The sequence below is a fragment of the Geobacillus vulcani PSS1 genome, assembly GCF_000733845.1.
Classification (GTDB): Bacteria; Bacillota; Bacilli; order Bacillales; family Anoxybacillaceae; genus Geobacillus; species Geobacillus vulcani.
In genome coordinates this window covers 787501-803908 of sequence record NZ_JPOI01000001.1, presented here as the reverse complement: position 1 = coordinate 803908, position 16408 = coordinate 787501, and the positions used below count along the sequence as shown (strand labels likewise).

General features: G+C 51.1%; 25 protein-coding genes (1 of these 25 cut by a window edge). 23 read left to right on the top strand and 2 right to left on the bottom strand.

The features are described from left to right. The first annotated feature begins 28 nt into the window (after positions 1 to 28). The 22 genes from rplR to N685_RS0104265 all read left to right on the top strand — a co-directional run bounded on the left by rplR (position 29) and on the right by N685_RS0104265 (position 14111). The gene (gene rplR / locus N685_RS0104370; protein WP_011229635.1) at positions 29 to 391 is read left to right on the top strand and encodes a 50S ribosomal protein L18; all 363 of its coding nucleotides are present in this window, start codon (positions 29 to 31) and stop codon (positions 389 to 391) included. A 19-nt stretch (positions 392 to 410) separates the two neighbouring features. Then, positions 411 to 911 carry a 30S ribosomal protein S5 gene (rpsE, locus tag N685_RS0104365; protein ID WP_011229636.1) on the top strand — a complete coding sequence of 167 codons (501 nt, stop codon included), beginning with the start codon at positions 411 to 413 and terminating at the stop codon, positions 909 to 911. Positions 912 to 924: 13 nt separating this feature from the next. Continuing rightward, a complete protein-coding gene (gene rpmD, locus N685_RS0104360) occupies positions 925 to 1113 on the top strand; it encodes a 50S ribosomal protein L30 (protein ID WP_031406201.1) in 189 nt (62 codons plus the stop codon). A gap of 20 nt (positions 1114 to 1133) precedes the next feature. Beyond that, positions 1134 to 1574, top strand: a complete 441-nt coding sequence (gene rplO / locus N685_RS0104355) for a 50S ribosomal protein L15 (protein WP_031406199.1) — start codon at positions 1134 to 1136, stop codon at positions 1572 to 1574. Next, complete coding sequence (gene secY, locus N685_RS0104350) at positions 1574 to 2866, top strand: preprotein translocase subunit SecY (protein ID WP_031406197.1); 1293 nt, start codon at positions 1574 to 1576, stop codon at positions 2864 to 2866. Before rplO ends, secY begins: the two co-directional genes overlap by 1 nt. Positions 2867 to 2911: 45 nt before the next feature. After that, a complete protein-coding gene (locus N685_RS0104345) occupies positions 2912 to 3565 on the top strand; it encodes an adenylate kinase (protein ID WP_031406195.1) in 654 nt (217 codons plus the stop codon). Continuing rightward, the gene (map, locus tag N685_RS0104340) at positions 3562 to 4329 is read left to right on the top strand and encodes a type I methionyl aminopeptidase (protein WP_031406193.1); all 768 of its coding nucleotides are present in this window, start codon (positions 3562 to 3564) and stop codon (positions 4327 to 4329) included. Before N685_RS0104345 ends, map begins: the two co-directional genes overlap by 4 nt. A 96-nt stretch (positions 4330 to 4425) precedes the next feature. Continuing rightward, positions 4426 to 4644, top strand: a complete 219-nt coding sequence (infA, locus tag N685_RS0104335) for a translation initiation factor IF-1 (RefSeq protein ID WP_031406191.1) — start codon at positions 4426 to 4428, stop codon at positions 4642 to 4644. 35 nt (positions 4645 to 4679) lie between these two features. Then, positions 4680 to 4793, top strand: a complete 114-nt coding sequence (gene rpmJ / locus N685_RS0104330; protein ID WP_011229643.1) for a 50S ribosomal protein L36 — start codon at positions 4680 to 4682, stop codon at positions 4791 to 4793. A gap of 20 nt (positions 4794 to 4813) precedes the next feature. Further along, the gene (gene rpsM / locus N685_RS0104325) at positions 4814 to 5179 is read left to right on the top strand and encodes a 30S ribosomal protein S13 (RefSeq protein ID WP_015373728.1); all 366 of its coding nucleotides are present in this window, start codon (positions 4814 to 4816) and stop codon (positions 5177 to 5179) included. A 25-nt stretch (positions 5180 to 5204) separates the two neighbouring features. After that, positions 5205 to 5594: a 30S ribosomal protein S11 gene (gene rpsK / locus N685_RS0104320; RefSeq protein WP_011229644.1), complete on the top strand. Its 390-nt coding sequence runs from the start codon at positions 5205 to 5207 to the stop codon at positions 5592 to 5594. 150 nt (positions 5595 to 5744) lie between these two features. Beyond that, complete coding sequence (locus N685_RS0104315; RefSeq protein ID WP_011229645.1) at positions 5745 to 6689, top strand: DNA-directed RNA polymerase subunit alpha; 945 nt, start codon at positions 5745 to 5747, stop codon at positions 6687 to 6689. A 100-nt stretch (positions 6690 to 6789) separates the two neighbouring features. Then, positions 6790 to 7152 (top strand): 50S ribosomal protein L17, encoded by a 363-nt coding sequence (gene rplQ / locus N685_RS0104310; protein WP_031406187.1) that lies wholly within the window; start codon positions 6790 to 6792, stop codon positions 7150 to 7152. A 117-nt stretch (positions 7153 to 7269) separates the two neighbouring features. Beyond that, positions 7270 to 8109 carry an energy-coupling factor ABC transporter ATP-binding protein gene (locus tag N685_RS0104305; RefSeq protein ID WP_031406184.1) on the top strand — a complete coding sequence of 280 codons (840 nt, stop codon included), beginning with the start codon at positions 7270 to 7272 and terminating at the stop codon, positions 8107 to 8109. Then, a complete protein-coding gene (locus N685_RS0104300) occupies positions 8085 to 8957 on the top strand; it encodes an energy-coupling factor ABC transporter ATP-binding protein (protein WP_031406183.1) in 873 nt (290 codons plus the stop codon). Before N685_RS0104305 ends, N685_RS0104300 begins: the two co-directional genes overlap by 25 nt. Further along, positions 8950 to 9747, top strand: coding sequence for an energy-coupling factor transporter transmembrane component T family protein (locus tag N685_RS0104295; protein ID WP_031406181.1), 798 nt, complete (start codon positions 8950 to 8952; stop codon positions 9745 to 9747). Before N685_RS0104300 ends, N685_RS0104295 begins: the two co-directional genes overlap by 8 nt. 12 nt (positions 9748 to 9759) lie before the next feature. Next, the gene (truA, locus tag N685_RS0104290; RefSeq protein ID WP_031406179.1) at positions 9760 to 10536 is read left to right on the top strand and encodes a tRNA pseudouridine(38-40) synthase TruA; all 777 of its coding nucleotides are present in this window, start codon (positions 9760 to 9762) and stop codon (positions 10534 to 10536) included. A gap of 176 nt (positions 10537 to 10712) precedes the next feature. Beyond that, a complete protein-coding gene (rplM, locus tag N685_RS0104285; protein WP_011229651.1) occupies positions 10713 to 11150 on the top strand; it encodes a 50S ribosomal protein L13 in 438 nt (145 codons plus the stop codon). A gap of 20 nt (positions 11151 to 11170) precedes the next feature. Further along, entirely contained in the window at positions 11171 to 11563 is a 393-nt protein-coding gene (rpsI, locus tag N685_RS0104280) for a 30S ribosomal protein S9 (protein ID WP_025950570.1), read from the top strand. 118 nt (positions 11564 to 11681) lie between these two features. Beyond that, positions 11682 to 12122, top strand: a complete 441-nt coding sequence (locus N685_RS0104275) for a YbaK family protein (protein ID WP_031406173.1) — start codon at positions 11682 to 11684, stop codon at positions 12120 to 12122. A 66-nt stretch (positions 12123 to 12188) separates the two neighbouring features. Continuing rightward, positions 12189 to 12905, top strand: a complete 717-nt coding sequence (gene cwlD / locus N685_RS0104270; RefSeq protein WP_031406171.1) for an N-acetylmuramoyl-L-alanine amidase CwlD — start codon at positions 12189 to 12191, stop codon at positions 12903 to 12905. 189 nt (positions 12906 to 13094) lie between these two features. Next, positions 13095 to 14111 (top strand): Mrp/NBP35 family ATP-binding protein, encoded by a 1017-nt coding sequence (locus N685_RS0104265; RefSeq protein ID WP_031406169.1) that lies wholly within the window; start codon positions 13095 to 13097, stop codon positions 14109 to 14111. Positions 14112 to 14196: 85 nt separating this feature from the next. Here the strand turns inward: N685_RS0104265 and gerD are convergent, their stop codons facing one another. Continuing rightward, entirely contained in the window at positions 14197 to 14826 is a 630-nt protein-coding gene (gerD, locus tag N685_RS0104260; protein WP_031406167.1) for a spore germination lipoprotein GerD, read from the bottom strand. Positions 14827 to 14976: 150 nt separating this feature from the next. Here gerD and N685_RS0104255 point away from each other — a divergent pair, with 150 nt between their 5' ends. Further along, entirely contained in the window at positions 14977 to 15576 is a 600-nt protein-coding gene (locus tag N685_RS0104255; protein ID WP_031406165.1) for a KinB-signaling pathway activation protein, read from the top strand. 135 nt (positions 15577 to 15711) lie between these two features. Here the strand turns inward: N685_RS0104255 and pdaB are convergent, their stop codons facing one another. Next, positions 15712 to 16408, bottom strand: partial view of a polysaccharide deacetylase family sporulation protein PdaB gene (gene pdaB / locus N685_RS0104250; RefSeq protein ID WP_031406163.1) — the 3' portion only. Its footprint extends 59 nt past the window's final position; only the last 697 of its 756 coding nucleotides appear in the window; its start codon lies beyond the right edge, outside the window — the gene reads right to left on this strand; the stop codon is at positions 15712 to 15714.

Here is a 16408-nt window from a genome sequence, read left to right as displayed (position 1 = left end):
CATAGCGAAGCGAAAGGAGTGACATTCGATGATCACGAAAGTGGACCGAAACGCGGTTCGGAAAAAAAGACACGCGCGCATCCGCAAAAAAATCTTCGGCACGGCTGAACGTCCGCGGTTGAGCGTGTTCCGTTCAAATAAACATATTTATGCACAAATTATTGATGATACAAAATCGTCGACGATCGTCAGCGCCTCGACGCTAGATAAAGAGTTTGGTTTAGATTCGACGAACAACATTGAGGCAGCGAAAAAGGTCGGCGAACTTGTCGCCAAACGGGCGTTGGAAAAAGGCATTAAAAAAGTTGTATTCGACCGTGGCGGGTATTTGTATCATGGACGGGTGAAAGCATTGGCAGACGCCGCCCGCGAAGCCGGCTTGGAATTCTAATTACAAAGGAGGGACAACGATGCGTCGTATCGATCCAAACAAACTTGAATTGGAAGAACGTGTAGTCGCGGTCAACCGTGTAGCAAAAGTCGTGAAAGGCGGACGCCGCCTGCGCTTTTCAGCTCTCGTCGTCGTCGGTGATAAAAACGGCCATGTCGGCTTTGGCACCGGAAAAGCGCAAGAGGTTCCGGAAGCGATCCGCAAAGCCATTGAAGATGCGAAGAAAAACTTGATTGAGGTGCCGATCGTCGGCACAACGATTCCACATGAAGTCATCGGCCATTTCGGTGCCGGGGAAATCATTTTGAAACCTGCTTCCGAAGGTACCGGGGTCATCGCTGGGGGGCCGGCGCGTGCTGTATTAGAGCTGGCGGGCATCAGCGACATTTTGTCGAAATCGATCGGATCAAACACGCCGATCAACATGGTGCGTGCAACGTTTGATGGGCTGAAACAATTAAAACGCGCCGAAGACGTTGCGAGATTGCGCGGTAAAACAGTCGAGGAACTGTTAGGATAAGGAGGGAACGATCATGGCAAAAAAACTGGCGATTACCCTCACGCGCAGCGTGATTGGCCGTCCGGAAGACCAACGCGTTACCGTCAGAACGCTCGGCTTGCGAAAAATGCATCAAACGGTCATCCATAACGACAATCCTGCCATCCGCGGGATGATCAACAAAGTGGCCCACCTTGTCAACGTGAAAGAAATCGAGGAATAATCATAAGGAGGTGCTTCGCCATGAAACTTCATGAACTGAAACCAGCACCGGGATCCCGGAAGAAAGCGGTCCGCGTCGGGCGCGGGATCGGATCGGGCAACGGCAAAACGTCCGGACGTGGTCAAAAAGGTCAAAATGCCCGCTCGGGTGGAGGAGTTCGTCTTGGGTTCGAAGGCGGCCAAACTCCGCTGTTCCGCCGCTTGCCGAAACGCGGATTTACGAACATCAACCGCAAAGAGTATGCTGTTGTGAATTTGGAAAAACTGAATCGTTTTGAAGACGGAACGGAAGTGACACCGGAATTGCTTCTTGAGACGGGTGTCATCAGCAAACTGAAATCGGGTGTGAAAATTTTAGGTAAAGGCCAAATCGAGAGAAAACTCACGGTCAAAGCGCATAAGTTCTCGGCATCGGCAAAAGAGGCTATTGAGGCGGCTGGCGGTAAAACTGAGGTGATTTAATGTTTCGGACAATCTCCAACTTTATGCGCGTCAGCGATATTCGCAACAAAATCATTTTCACTCTTCTTATGCTCATCGTGTTCCGCATCGGGACGTTCATCCCTGTTCCGGGCGTGAACGCGGATGTATTAAAACTGCAAGATGAATTGAATGCATTCGGCGTCCTGAACATTTTCGGCGGCGGGGCGCTGCGAAACTTCTCAATTTTTGCCATGGGGGTTATGCCCTATATCACGGCATCGATTATCGTCCAGCTGTTGCAAATGGACGTTGTTCCAAAATTTACGGAGTGGTCGAAACAAGGCGAGGTTGGCCGGCGTAAATTAGCTCAGTTTACCCGCTATTTCACAGTCGTGCTCGGGTTTATTCAGGCCATCGGCATGTCGTACGGCTTTAACAACTTGGCTGGCGGGATGCTCATTCGAAATCCGGGCATCGGCACGTATTTGCTGATCGCGGTTGTCTTGACCGCTGGCACAGCCTTTTTAATGTGGCTCGGCGAACAGATCACCGCGAAAGGCGTGGGCAATGGTATTTCGATCATTATTTTCGCCGGGATTGTCTCAGGCATTCCGACGGTTTTGAACCAAATTTACGCCCAACAGTTTGAAAATGTCGGGGAAGATGTGTTTTTGCGCATCGTCCGGCTTCTGCTTGTGGCGCTGGCGGTCGTTGCCGTCATTGTCGGCGTCATTTACATCCAGCAGGCGTTCCGGAAAATTCCGATTCAATACGCGAAGCGGTTGGAAGGCCGAACCCCGGTCGGTGGCCACTCGACCCATTTGCCGCTCAAAGTGAATCCAGCGGGAGTCATTCCGGTCATTTTCGCTGTATCGTTTTTAATTGCACCACCGACAATTGCATCATTTTTTGGCACGAATGATGTAACATTGTGGATTCGCCGAACGTTTGATTATACGCACCCAGTTGGGATGATCATTTACGTTGTGCTCATTATCGCATTTACGTACTTTTATGCGTTTGTTCAAGTCAATCCGGAGCAGATGGCGGACAACTTGAAAAAACAAGGCGGCTATATCCCGGGGATTCGTCCAGGGAAAAACACACAAGAGTACGTAACGAGAATTTTATACCGGCTGACGTTGGTCGGAGCGATCTTTTTGGCAGTCATCGCCGTGTTGCCGGTGTTCTTTGTGAACTTTGCGAACTTGCCGCCTTCTGCACGAATCGGCGGAACGAGCTTGCTCATCGTCGTCGGCGTGGCGCTGGAGACGATGAAACAGCTTGAGAGCCAGCTGGTGAAACGCCATTACCGCGGATTCATCAAGTAAAGAAGGCAAGAGCGGGATCGTCCCTTGCCGATAGGGGGAGTTAGGATGAATTTAGTGCTGATGGGGCTGCCGGGCGCCGGCAAAGGCACGCAAGCCGAGAAAATTGTCGAGGCTTATGGAATTCCTCATATTTCAACGGGAGACATGTTCCGAGCGGCGATCAAAGAGGGGACGCCGTTAGGGTTGCAGGCAAAGCAGTATATGGACCGCGGCGATCTTGTGCCGGATGAGGTGACGATCGGCATCGTCCGCGAACGACTGAGCAAAGAGGATTGCCAAAATGGTTTTTTGCTCGATGGATTCCCGCGCACGGTCGCCCAAGCAGAAGCGCTTGAAACGATGCTGGCGGAAATCCAGCGCAAGCTTGACTATGTCATCCATATCGATGTCCGCCAAGAGGTCCTAATGGAGCGTCTGACCGGCAGACGCATTTGCCGCAACTGCGGAGCAACGTACCATCTGGTCTTTCATCCACCGGCAAAACCGGGCGTATGCGACAAATGTGGTGGCGATCTGTACCAGCGCCCTGATGATAATGAAGCAACGGTGGCCAATCGGCTTGAGGTGAATAAGAAACAAATGAAGCCGCTCCTCGACTTTTACGAGCAAAAAGGCTATTTGCGTCACATTAACGGCGAACAGGAAATGGAAAAGGTGTTTGCTGATATTCGTGAATTGCTCGGGGGACTTGCTCGATGATTCGTTGCAAAACCGCGCAGGAAATTGCTTTGATGCGCGAGGCGGGAAAAATCGTTTCCCTTACATTAAAAGAAGTGCAAAAGCACATTCGTCCCGGGATCACGACAAAGGAACTGGACGCCATCGCGGAGGAAGTGATTCGTTCCCATGGCGCCATTCCGTCGTTTAAAGGGTATCATGGGTTTCCCGGAAGCATTTGCGCTTCGGTGAATGAAGAGCTGGTGCACGGGATTCCCGGCGGCCGTGTATTGCAGGAAGGCGATATTATTACGATCGATGTTGGCGCGCAGTATGAAGGCTATCATGCCGACTCGGCTTGGACGTATCCAGTTGGGGACATCGACGCCGAGACGAAACGGTTGCTTGATGTGACAAAGCAATCGCTGTATGTCGGGCTTGCTGAGGCAAAGCCGGGTGCTCGTTTAACAAACATCTCCCATGCGATTCAAACGTATGTCGAAGCGCATCACTTTTCCGTTGTTCGCGAGTATGTCGGGCATGGAATTGGTCAACACTTACATGAAGACCCACAAATCCCACATTATGGACCACCGAACAAAGGTCCGATTTTGCGGCCAGGGATGGCGCTGTGCATCGAACCGATGGTCAATGCCGGCAGCCGTTACGTGAAAACGTTGGCCGATGATTGGACTGTCGTCACGGCTGATGGAAAACGGTGCGCCCATTTTGAACATACGATTGTCATTACAGAAGATGGATATGAAATTTTGACGCATTGTGGAAAGGAGCCCCCTACTTTATAAGTAGGAAAGGGGCGAACGTCTTCTCGAGCATCATGGACATCACGTTCGGTTTTGCGTAACACAATGTTACTCATTCGAAGGAGGGAGAGCCGCTCGATGGCGAAAGATGATGTAATTGAAGTGGAAGGCACCGTCGTCGAAACATTGCCAAATGCGATGTTTCGTGTAGAATTAGAAAATGGGCACACGGTGTTGGCTCATGTATCGGGCAAAATCCGCATGCATTTTATTCGCATTTTGCCTGGCGATCGGGTGACGGTGGAGCTGTCGCCGTATGATTTGACGCGTGGGCGGATCACGTATCGATATAAATAAAGGAATGCACTCCGTTCAATAGGGAGGTAAACAATATGAAAGTAAGACCATCTGTCAAACCGATTTGCGAAAAATGCAAAGTTATTCGCAGACGCGGCAAAGTCATGATCATTTGCGAAAATCCGAAACATAAACAACGCCAAGGGTAATTTCCAAGGAGGTGTATCATATGGCACGCATTGCAGGTGTCGATATTCCGCGTGATAAACGGGTAGTCATTTCGTTAACATACATTTATGGGATCGGCAAACCGACAGCACAAAAAATCTTAAAAGAAGCTGGCGTATCGGAAGACACGCGCGTTCGCGACTTAACGGAAGAGGAGCTTAGCCGCATTCGTGAAATCGTCGGCCGCTTGAAAGTGGAAGGCGATTTGCGCCGTGAAGTATCGTTGAACATTAAACGCTTGATGGAGATCGGTTGCTATCGTGGTCTTCGCCATCGCCGTGGGTTGCCGGTTCGCGGCCAAAACACGAAAAACAATGCCCGCACGCGCAAAGGTCCGCGCCGTACGGTAGCAAACAAGAAAAAATAATCACGCAAGGGAGGTCATTTGACGAATGGCACGTAGAACAAACACTCGCAAACGCCGGGTAAGAAAAAATATTGATACAGGCATCGCCCATATTCGTTCCACGTTCAACAACACGATCGTGACAATTACGGACGTTCATGGCAACGCCATTGCTTGGGCGAGCGCTGGTTCGCTGGGGTTCAAAGGTTCGCGCAAATCAACGCCGTTTGCGGCGCAAATGGCGGCTGAAGCAGCAGCGAAAGCGTCGATGGAACATGGCATGAAAACGGTCGAAGTGAACGTCAAAGGTCCAGGGGCTGGCCGCGAGGCAGCGATCCGTGCCCTGCAAGCCGCCGGATTGGAAATTACAGCGATCAAAGACGTCACTCCAATCCCGCACAATGGATGCCGTCCGCCAAAACGTCGCCGCGTGTAACGCCCCTGTATAGAATTTGCGCCGTTGTCAATAATGGGATATGATAAAGACCATGGCAGGCAAGCGTAAAGAGAGATTCATGGGGGAATGTTGGTAGGCGTGTACTGTTTGATCGGGGTCTCGACGTTTTGAAGGAGGGTATAATAATCGATGATTGAAATTGAAAAGCCGAAAATTGAAACGGTCGAACTGAGCGAAGATGCCAAATACGGCAAATTCGTCGTCGAGCCGCTTGAGCGTGGATATGGTACAACTTTAGGGAACTCCTTGCGTCGTATCCTATTGTCTTCACTCCCTGGTGCAGCTGTAACATCGGTGCAAATCGACGGCGTCTTGCATGAGTTTTCAACGATTGACGGCGTTGTTGAAGATGTGACAGCTATCATTTTGAATATCAAAAAATTAGCGCTGAAGATTTATTCAGACGAAGAGAAAACGTTAGAGATTGATGTGCAGGGTGAAGGAGTTGTCACGGCTGCTGATATCACTCACGACAGTGATGTAGAAATTTTAAACCCGGACCTTCATATCGCGACGCTGGCGGAAGGCGGCCGCCTGCGTATGCGCATGACCGCCAAGCGGGGGCGCGGATATGTTCCTGCTGAGGCAAATAAGCGCGAAGACCAGCCCATCGGCGTCATTCCGATCGATTCCATTTATACGCCGGTTTCCCGAGTTTCTTATCAAGTCGAGAATACAAGGGTCGGCCAAGTGACGGACTATGACAAACTGACCATTGATGTGTGGACGGATGGAAGCATCGGGCCGAAAGAGGCCATTTCTCTTGGAGCAAAAATTTTAACGGAGCACCTGAACATTTTTGTCGGCTTGACGGATGAGGCGCAAAATGCGGAGATCATGGTCGAGAAAGAGGACGACCAAAAAGAAAAAGTGCTTGAAATGACGATTGAGGAACTCGATCTTTCGGTTCGTTCCTACAATTGCTTGAAGCGGGCCGGCATCAACACCGTTCAAGAGCTGACGCAAAAAACGGAAGAAGATATGATGAAGGTGCGCAACCTCGGCCGCAAGTCACTTGAGGAAGTGAAAGCGAAACTGGCTGAGCTCGGCCTCAGTCTGCGCAAAGATGACTAAGAGCCGGCCTCCGCCGGCAAGCCGGAAACGGGCTTTCACCATATCGCTTTGATGATGACCACCATGAGGAACACATCACTTTAAAAGGGAGGGACATTTGATGTCGTACAGAAAATTAGGACGCACGACTTCGCAACGAAAAGCACTGCTTCGTGACTTGGCAACAGACTTAATCATCAACGAACGCATTGAAACGACGGAAGCGCGGGCGAAAGAATTGCGCTCGATCATGGAAAAAATGATTACGCTCGGCAAACGCGGCGATCTGCATGCCCGCCGCCAAGCAGCGGCATTTATCCGCAAGGAGGTCGCCAACAGCGAAACCGGTCAAGATGCGTTGCAAAAGCTGTTCAGCGACATTGCGCCGCGCTACCAAGATCGCCAAGGCGGCTATACGCGCATTATGAAACTTGGTCCTCGCCGCGGCGACGGGGCGCCGATGGTCATTATTGAACTCGTGTAACGGTTTCATTTCAACAAGGGCGAGACAGTTTCGTTTGAACTGGGTCTATGCCCTTTTTTTGTTTACCATCATTTAGCAGGCTGCGTTTGCAACGCGGCGAAGCAAGGGGAAACGATCATGATCGAACCAATCTTGTCAATCGAGGGAGTGTCCTTTCGCTATCCAAATCAATTCGACTATGCGGTGCAAAATGTCAGCTTCAGGGCGGAGCGCGGGGAATGGTTAGCGATCGTCGGCCATAACGGATCTGGCAAGTCGACGATCGCGCGAATGCTCATTGGCTTGCTTTGGCCGGAGCGGGGCGTCATTCGTCTGTTTGGACGTCCGTTGGATGATTCGACCGTATGGGAGGTGCGGCGCCGCGTCGGGATGGTGTTTCAAAATCCGGACAACCAGTTTGTCGGCGCGACCGTTGAAGACGACATCGCTTTTGCCCTTGAAAACAACGGCATTCCGCGTGCAGAAATGATCGAGCGCATCCGCGACGCCGTCCGCGAAGTCCATATGGAATCGTTTCTCCGTCATGAGCCGCACCGGTTGTCCGGTGGACAAAAGCAGCGCGTCGCCATCGCTGGCATTTTGGCGCTCCGCCCTGATATCATCATTTTGGACGAGGCGACATCGATGCTTGACCCGCGGGGAAGGGAAGAAGTGCTAGAGACCGTGCGCCGGTTAAACCGCCGGCAGCGCATTACGGTGTTGTCGATCACCCATGATTTAGAGGAAGCAGCGAAGGCGGATCGCATCATCGTCATGAACAAAGGTCAGGTTATGGCAGAAGGGACGCCGGAGCAAATCTTTCAGCTCGGAGGCAAGCTTGAACGCATCGGTCTTGATTTGCCATTTGCCGTGAAAATGAGCAGCCGTCTGCGGGAACAAGGTATTCCGCTTCGAACGGGGTATTTCACGACAGAGGAGTTGGTCGAGGAGCTATGGACATTGTATTCGAAAAAGTAGAGCATGTGTACAATGCCCGTTCGCCGCTTGCCCGCCGAGCGCTTTATGATGTCAATGTCATGATCCGAAGCGGGGCGTACGTCGCTGTGGTTGGGCATACGGGCTCGGGAAAATCGACCCTCCTTCAGCATTTAAACGGGTTGTTGCAGCCGACAAGCGGCGCGGTGAAAATCGGCGAAGAGACGATCACGAGCAATAAGCGGCCAAAGCAGCTGAAACCGCTGCGCAAAAAGGTCGGGGTCGTCTTCCAGTTCCCGGAACATCAGTTGTTTGAGGAAACGGTGGAGAAAGATATTTGTTTTGGCCCACTCAATTTTGGCGTGCCAGAAGACGAGGCGAAACGGAAGGCGCGGGAGCTCATTCGGCTTGTTGGGTTGAGCGAGGACGTACTGGCGAAATCGCCGTTTGACTTGAGCGGAGGGCAAATGAGGCGGGTTGCCATCGCCGGTGTGCTGGCGCTTGAGCCGGAAGTGCTTGTGCTCGATGAGCCGACCGCTGGCCTTGATCCGCGTGGGCGCAAAGAGATGATGGAGATGTTTTATCGCCTTCATCGGGAAAAGCAGTTGACGACGGTCCTCGTCACCCACAGCATGGAGGACGCCGCCCGGTACGCCGATGAAATCATCGTCATGCATGAAGGAACGGTGTGGCGGCATGGAACGCCGGAAGAGATCTTTCACGATGCTGACAAACTGGCTGCCATCGGTTTGAGTGTGCCGGAAACGGTCAAATTGAAACAACAGCTCGAAAAGCGGTTCGGTGTTGTCATTCCATCGCCGTGCCTAACGTTGGAACAGACGGTGGAAGCCATTCAGCAATTGTTCGCTAAGGTGAGTGCCCATGAGTAGCCATTTGATTATCGGGCAATATGTACCCGGTCATTCCGTCATTCATCGCTTAGACCCGCGCGCCAAACTATTGGTCGTGTTTGCCTACGTCCTGATCGTCTTTTTGGCAAACAATGCGGCAACGTATGCGCTGCTGTCGCTGTTTGCGTTTGCCTTTGCGGCGCTGTCTCGCATCCCATTTTCGTTCATTGTCCGCGGCTTGAAACCGATTTTATGGGTCGTTTTGTTTACATTGCTGTTGCATCTATTCATGACGAAGGAAGGAGACGTCATCTACCAAATCGGTTCGCTCTCTATATATGAAGGCGGCATCAAGCAAGGGATCTTTATTTCCCTAAGGTTTTTGCTCCTTGTATTGATGACGACGATGCTGACGTTGACGACGACGCCGATTGAAGTGACCGACGGCGTCGAGAGTTTGCTCGGGCCGCTCAAAAAGATGCGCGTCCCCGTCCATGAGCTCGCCTTGATGATGGCCATTTCGCTTCGATTCATTCCAACATTGATGGAAGAGACAGAAAAAATTATGAAAGCACAGGCGGCCCGTGGTGTTGATTTTTCTGGCGGCCGTTTTTCCGAACGGATGAAAGCCATCGTCTCACTGCTTGTGCCTCTGTTTATCAGCTCGTTCAAACGAGCCGATGAGCTGGCGACAGCCATGGAGGCGCGCGGCTACCGCGGCGGGGAAGGGCGGACCAAATTCCGCCAGCTCGCTTGGAAGCCAGTGGACACCGCGTTTTTAGCGGCCGTGGCGCTGCTAGCCGTATTGCTTTGTCTATTACGCTCATAGCGGAGGAAGGCCATGACACAACGGATCAAATGCATCATCGCCTATGACGGCACCCATTTTTTCGGCTACCAAATCCAGCCGGGAAAGCGGACGGTGCAAGGCGAGTTCGAGGAAGTGCTTCGGCGGATGCATAAAGGGACCGAAGTGCGTGTGACGGCTTCCGGAAGGACGGATGCCGGCGTTCATGCTTATGGGCAAGTGATCCACTTTGATACGCCGCTTTCCCTTTCCTCGGAGCAGTGGAAAAAGGCGTTGAATGCTCAGCTGCCGGATGATATCGTCGTTCGCTTTGTACAGGAGGCTGATGCAGACTTTCATGCTCGTTTTTCGGCGAAAGCGAAAGAATACCGCTATAAAGTATGGACGGCTGCCGAGCGCGACGTGTTTCGCCGCCATTATTGCGCATGGCATCCATATTCGCTTCATATCAGCGCGATGAACGAGGCGCTCCGTTTGCTTCATGGAACGCATGATTTTACAAGCTTTTGTTCCGCAAAAACGTCGATCGAAGACCGGGTGCGCACCATGTATCGGGCTGAATTGAAGGCCGACGGCCCGATGCTCGAGTTTCGGTTTGTCGGCAGCGGCTTCTTATACAACATGGTACGCATTATTGTGGGCACGGTGTTGGAGATCGGCCAAGGGAAGCGTTCTCCTGCCGACATTTCAACACTGCTTGCGGCGAGAGATCGGCGCCTCGCTGGTCCAACCGCGCCGCCCGAAGGACTGTATTTATGGCGCGTATACTATGAGGCTGAATGTTTGGACCACTCATTGGCAAATGGCTGATGGCTTCCCCGGCTTTTTAAGACAACGAGTCCTTGTGTAACATCTTCTTGACATTGGCGCGCCAGCAAGCTATTATATCATATGGCATGTATTTTCCACGATTAGCCCCGGACCATAATCGTGTTGAAATAAACGACCATTTGTTTGTTCATTTTTTATTTTAGGAGGGAATGACATTGCGTACGACTTATATGGCGAAACCGAATGAAGTAGAGCGTAAATGGTACGTTGTCGACGCAGCTGGCAAGACGTTAGGTCGCTTGGCCAGCGAAGTAGCGGCGCTGTTGCGCGGCAAACATAAACCGACGTTCACCCCGCACGTTGACTGCGGAGATCATGTCATTGTCATCAATGCGGACAAAGTCGAACTCACTGGGAAAAAGTTGACGAAAAAGCTATACTATCGCCACAGCTTATATCCGGGTGGATTAAAAGTAAGAACAGCGCTGGAAATGCGTACGAACTATCCGGAACAAATGATCGAACGTGCGGTGCGTGGCATGCTTCCAAAAGGCAGCCTTGGCCGGCAAATGTTCAAAAAGTTGCACGTTTACCGTGGAAGCGAACATCCGCATCAAGCACAAAAACCGGAAGTATATGAACTTCGCGGATAATCATAAGGGAGGGTATGATTTTGGCACAAGTACAATATTACGGCACAGGTCGTCGCAAAAGCTCGGTCGCCCGCGTCCGCCTTGTCCCGGGCGATGGTCGCATCATTGTGAATAAGCGTGACATTCGCGAGTACATTCCGTCGGAAGCGCTCATCGAAATGGTCAAACAGCCGCTCGTATTGACGGAAACGCTTGGCAGCTACGACGTTTTGGTGAACGTCCAAGGCGGCGGATTTGCCGGCCAAGCTGGTGCGATTCGCCATGGCATCGCTCGCGCGTTGCTTGAAGTGGATCCGGAATTCCGCACGGTGCTGAAACGGGCCGGTTTACTGACGCGCGATGCCCGCGTTAAAGAACGCAAAAAATACGGGCTCAAAGGCGCCCGCCGCGCTCCGCAGTTCTCGAAACGTTAATCGCATGATGCCCAACCCAGCCAATGTGGCTGGGTTTTTTGCTTATTTCTGCCTTTCGTCCGCACGTATGAATGCGCCTGATCGTTAAACACTACATCGTAAAGGAGCGTGAAAGACGATGGCAGTCATCACTTCATTGGCGGAAAAAAGGCAGGAAAAGCAGCTTCGCTATGAACGAACTATGTTGCGCGAACTGTCACTTGAGAAATTACGGACCAAAGCGCTTGAGCACTTTGTTCCGTTTTATACGGCGTATCGAATGTTCCCATCCGTTGTTGAGGAAGGCTGCATTGATCTGGCCATTGAAGCGTATTTGCTCGGTGCTCGCTACAGCCGATTCGGCTATTATGGAGAGACAGCGGACAGCGTACGCTGCCGATGTGCTCAAGAAGAAAAATATTTAATCGATACGCTGTTTGATTTTCTTTGTTTTTGGGGCAATATCGACGACGATTTCCTTAGCCAATCGCTATATGATGTGTGTGAACAATATATCGGCAACTGGTGGATGGAAGGATTTGAGCGGGGCAAAAAACGGCGTCGTCTAAAACTTCGCTGAATGAGTTCTATTCCCGCGCCTTGTCCCATATAAGATAGAGAAGGGAAACGTGCGGGAGGAGAAACAATGAGGGAAAAATGGAAGTGGCTGGTCGCTTTTGCTGGCGTTGCCCTTATGATCACTTTGCTATTTCCGTTTTTATTTTCCAATATGACATCAACAAAATCATGGAATCTCCCGTTATCGGGGAGGATCATCGTATTGGATCCTGGTCATGGTGGGCCGGACGGCGGCGCCGTCGGGGGTGAGGCGTTGGAAAAGGACATCGCACTCAACGTGGCGAAAAAGCTGCGCGATTATCTGCAACAGCAAGGGGCGCTCGTCCTGATGACGCGCGAGACGGATCGGGATTTGGCCGGTCCGTCAACACGCGGCTACAGCCGACGGAAAACGGAGGATTTGCTCGAACGAACGGCTTTCGTCAATCGATCGAATGCTGATCTTTTCATCAGCATCCATCTCAACGCCATCCCGTCGCCGCGTTGGCGAGGGGCGCAGACGTTTTATTACGGGTCTTTCATCGAAAACGAGCGGCTGGCAAGATTGATTCAAGCGGAATTGCGGCGCAATTTGGAGAATACGCATCGGCTGGCAAAAATGATTGATACGGTCTATTTGCTCAAGCATGCAAAAATCCCCGGCGCGCTTGTCGAGGTTGGGTTTTTGTCGAATCCCGATGAGCGAGAACTGCTTGTGTCTGATGGCTACCAAACGAAGCTGGCCGCCTCGATTTATAAAGGAGTGCTTCGCTACTTTTCCAACGAACATACGCCTCGCGAGTAGCGGGGATTTTTTTATGATTGGAATAGAGGAGACAACCGACCGGTCTCGTTTCGCCAAAAGGAACGGAAAATTATCCCTTTTCAACCACGGGGAGTGTGGGAGCAAGTCCAACATGGCGGCTGTTTGCCGATTTATGGTATGATAACATGTAGAAACGACCATTGATTTGCAAAAGGGTTGGTGAATACGATGTTGACAGAAACCGAAGTGCGCGCCATTCTTGAAAAGATGAAAGATCCCTTTCTAAACAAAACGTTTAAAGAGACGAATGCCATCCAAGAAATCAAAATTAAGGAAGAGAAAAACCATGTCAGCGTGAAAATCGCGCTTGCCAAAACCGGAACGCCCGAGCAGCTTCGCGTGCAAACGGCGATCGTCCAGCAGCTGAAAGATGCGGGCTTTGCGACGGTCGGTCTGCGGTTCGCCGAACTGCCGCGCGATGTGGTCGAGAAATATAGCGAAAACAAGCAAAAAACGACGTATATCGCCATCGCCAGCGGCAAAGGTGGAGTCGGCAAGTCAACCGTTTCCGTCAATTTGGCGGTCGCGCTCGCCCGGCTCGGCAAAAAAGTCGGGCTCATTGACGCGGACATTTACGGGTTCAGCGTTCCAGACATGATGGGCATTACGGAGCGTCCGACCGTGAGGGGCGACAAAATCATCCCGGTCGAACGGTTTGGCGTCAAAGTCATTTCGATGGCCTTTTTCGTCGAGGACAACGCCCCGGTCATTTGGCGCGGCCCGATGCTTGGGAAAATGTTGAACAACTTTTTCAAAGAGGTCGAATGGGGAGACTTGGATTACTTGCTGCTTGACTTGCCCCCTGGCACGGGCGATGTCGCCTTGGACGTCCATACGCTCTTGCCGTCGTGCAAAGAAATTATCGTCACGACTCCGCATCCGACCGCTGCGTTTGTCGCTGCCCGCGCTGGAGCCATGGCGTTGCGCACCGAACACGAAATTATCGGCGTGATCGAAAATATGTCGTACTACGAAAGCCGGAAAACAGGAGAGCGGGAGTATGTCTTCGGCAAGGGTGGGGGAGAAAAGTTGGCCAAAGAACTGCAAACCGAGCTGTTAGGGCAGTTGCCGCTTCAGCAGCCGGATTGGAACGACGACGACTTCGCTCCGTCCGTTTACGCAGAAGATCATCCGATCGGTAAAATTTATATGGATATCGCCCGCAAAATCGTTGCGAAATATTAATCAGTTTCGCAAAAAGCGTCCGATGGCGAGAAACCGCCGATTAGAGCGGTGGCGGTTTTCAGCGCACGGACGCTTTTTCGTTTGATTAACCTCCTCCGCCTTGCTGATTGCCGGTGCTTTCTTCTCCCTCTCCCCCTTCCCCTCCGCCTTCTTCACCTTGTTTTTCTCCACCTTGCTGAACCGTTTCAGCTGCTTTCATCAACATATCTTGAATTTTCGCCTGATACAGCGGGCTGTTCAACGTGTCGGTGATCACCTTTTGCAAATGTTGGCGGAACTCTTTGCTTTTTAAGACATCGACCATGGCTTTTTCCATTTCTGGATCTTTTAAAATATCGATCATCAGCGCCTGGTAATCGGGATCTTTCATGAGCGCCTTCATCATTTTTTCATGTTCTGCTTGCAGCCCTTTGGCAAAACTTTCAGCGAATTTCGGGTCTTTTAGCGCATTTTCCCAAAATTTTTTTCCTTGATCAGATGTCAGCATTTGCTGCAATGTTTCTTTTACAGCTTTTTGATCTATGACCAGCTGTTGCTTCATCTGGTCTTCCGACATAATATCTTGAATCGCCTTTTTTCCCTCGTCGGTTTTTAAAATGTCAACAACCATCTTTTTTGTTTCGTCATAATCCGGGGGAGGAGGGCTGATTTCTTGAGGGGCACAGGAACCAAGAACGAGAAAACTGAGCAAGAGGAGCGGTAAATATTTGTTCATGAAAGTGAGCTCCTTTCTGCAAAAATCCCTCACCCTTAATATGAATGTTGGTGAAAAAAATATGCATGGAGGGAGATCGGAGCTAGCTTTTTCACAAGAGCGTTGGTAAAATGGTAAGCGGGTTATGCTGAAATGATGGAGGATGAAGCAGTGAACAGCCGCAAATGGGTGCGTTTATTTTTGTCGACGCTGCTGATCGGCGGTATCGCCACGGCGGCTGTCGGCATTGTTTTCAACTGGGAGGAGTTCGGGCGCTTGTTGTTGCGCCTGGAAATGGTGGAGTTTATGGCTGTTTTTTTATGGCATATCGGCGTTGGCTTTATTTTCAGCGTGATCAGTCAGGCGGGTTTTTTTGCTTATTTAACCGTCCATCGGTTCGGGCTTGGCATCTTCCGTTCGCTATGGAACGCCGTGCAGGTTGTTTTGATTATGTTTGTGCTGTTCGATTTAGTGTATTTCCGCTACATGGCTTTTGCGGACAGGGGGGATTCAATCATTCCGTATCTATTGACCGCATTGTTTATTTTGGCGGTTGGTCTCGTTGTTGCCTACGTCAAGAGCGCACAGACGAACAAGGGGGCGTTCGTTCCAGCTTTGTTCTTTATGGTCGTCGTTACGGTTATTGAATGGTTTCCCGTATTGCGCATCAACGACCGCGATTGGCTGTATTTGATGTTGATTCCTTTATTAGTATGTAATGCATATCAGCTTCTTATACTGCATAAATTGACGGGCGGCGCGAAACAATAAAGAAAGCAAGGCGCCGCCTGTTTTCTTATGGCAGCCGCGAAACAAGACGGCGTGTCGCCGAAGACCATTGTTTCGATTGGCGGCTGTCTGCCGCCGCAATTCAACCGCATCAGCTCAGGTCACCGTCAGAACGTGTCACTCGATCCCACGGCTTTCGGCTTCGCCATTCGCCAACAACTCGGAGAGGTTGACGTTTTTGTAGCCGTTTTCTTTCATGGAAGCGATAATTTTCGGCAGCGCTTTGACCGTCTGTTTTGCCGAATCGGATGCGTGAAGGAGCACGATATCGCCTGGTTCCAGGCTCCTCGTAACGTTCTCAACAATTTGGTCGGTCCCAGGGTTGAGCCAGTCTTTCGAGTCAATGCTCCAATGGACGACGGTGTAGCCGAGGGACTGAGCAACCTTCAGCACATTTTTGTTGAAGTTCCCCCCAGGGGGACGCAACAGCTCGACCTGTTTAATTCCCAACATGTCAAACACTTTTTTCGCCATCATTAAATCTTGGCGGATTTTGGCGTTCTCAAGTTCCGTATAGTTGACAAAGTTATATCCCATACTGCCAATTTCATGCCCCTCCTCTTTGATCCGCTTCACCACGGCTGGATGGCGTTCGGCCCATGAGGCGGATAAAAAAAACGTTGCGTTTCGAATCCCGTGTTGCTTCAAGACATCTAAAATTTTGTCTGCATTTTCATCTCCCCAGCTGATATCGAACGTCAACGCCACCTCGTCGCGGGCGTTGTCCACTTTATATACCGCCTTCGGCCCAGAAGGAAGAGAAAAAACTGGACGGTTCGTTTCATAAGCGTATAAGACGACAGCAGTGAAAAAG

Excerpts from the sequence above, each read along its gene's own strand:
- rplR (WP_011229635.1), top strand. The coding sequence starts at position 29 with ATGATCACGAAAGTGGACCGAAACGCGGTTCGGAAAAAAAGACACGCG.
- rpsE (WP_011229636.1), top strand. The coding sequence starts at position 411 with ATGCGTCGTATCGATCCAAACAAACTTGAATTGGAAGAACGTGTAGTC.
- rpmD (WP_031406201.1), top strand. The coding sequence starts at position 925 with ATGGCAAAAAAACTGGCGATTACCCTCACGCGCAGCGTGATTGGCCGT.
- rplO (WP_031406199.1), top strand. The coding sequence starts at position 1,134 with ATGAAACTTCATGAACTGAAACCAGCACCGGGATCCCGGAAGAAAGCG.
- secY (WP_031406197.1), top strand. The coding sequence starts at position 1,574 with ATGTTTCGGACAATCTCCAACTTTATGCGCGTCAGCGATATTCGCAAC.
- N685_RS0104345 (WP_031406195.1), top strand. The coding sequence starts at position 2,912 with ATGAATTTAGTGCTGATGGGGCTGCCGGGCGCCGGCAAAGGCACGCAA.
- map (WP_031406193.1), top strand. The coding sequence starts at position 3,562 with ATGATTCGTTGCAAAACCGCGCAGGAAATTGCTTTGATGCGCGAGGCG.
- infA (WP_031406191.1), top strand. The coding sequence starts at position 4,426 with ATGGCGAAAGATGATGTAATTGAAGTGGAAGGCACCGTCGTCGAAACA.
- rpmJ (WP_011229643.1), top strand. The coding sequence starts at position 4,680 with ATGAAAGTAAGACCATCTGTCAAACCGATTTGCGAAAAATGCAAAGTT.
- rpsM (WP_015373728.1), top strand. The coding sequence starts at position 4,814 with ATGGCACGCATTGCAGGTGTCGATATTCCGCGTGATAAACGGGTAGTC.
- rpsK (WP_011229644.1), top strand. The coding sequence starts at position 5,205 with ATGGCACGTAGAACAAACACTCGCAAACGCCGGGTAAGAAAAAATATT.
- N685_RS0104315 (WP_011229645.1), top strand. The coding sequence starts at position 5,745 with ATGATTGAAATTGAAAAGCCGAAAATTGAAACGGTCGAACTGAGCGAA.
- rplQ (WP_031406187.1), top strand. The coding sequence starts at position 6,790 with ATGTCGTACAGAAAATTAGGACGCACGACTTCGCAACGAAAAGCACTG.
- N685_RS0104305 (WP_031406184.1), top strand. The coding sequence starts at position 7,270 with ATGATCGAACCAATCTTGTCAATCGAGGGAGTGTCCTTTCGCTATCCA.
- N685_RS0104300 (WP_031406183.1), top strand. The coding sequence starts at position 8,085 with ATGGACATTGTATTCGAAAAAGTAGAGCATGTGTACAATGCCCGTTCG.
- N685_RS0104295 (WP_031406181.1), top strand. The coding sequence starts at position 8,950 with ATGAGTAGCCATTTGATTATCGGGCAATATGTACCCGGTCATTCCGTC.
- truA (WP_031406179.1), top strand. The coding sequence starts at position 9,760 with ATGACACAACGGATCAAATGCATCATCGCCTATGACGGCACCCATTTT.
- N685_RS0104275 (WP_031406173.1), top strand. The coding sequence starts at position 11,682 with ATGGCAGTCATCACTTCATTGGCGGAAAAAAGGCAGGAAAAGCAGCTT.
- cwlD (WP_031406171.1), top strand. The coding sequence starts at position 12,189 with ATGAGGGAAAAATGGAAGTGGCTGGTCGCTTTTGCTGGCGTTGCCCTT.
- N685_RS0104265 (WP_031406169.1), top strand. The coding sequence starts at position 13,095 with ATGTTGACAGAAACCGAAGTGCGCGCCATTCTTGAAAAGATGAAAGAT.
- gerD (WP_031406167.1), bottom strand. The coding sequence starts at position 14,826 with ATGAACAAATATTTACCGCTCCTCTTGCTCAGTTTTCTCGTTCTTGGT.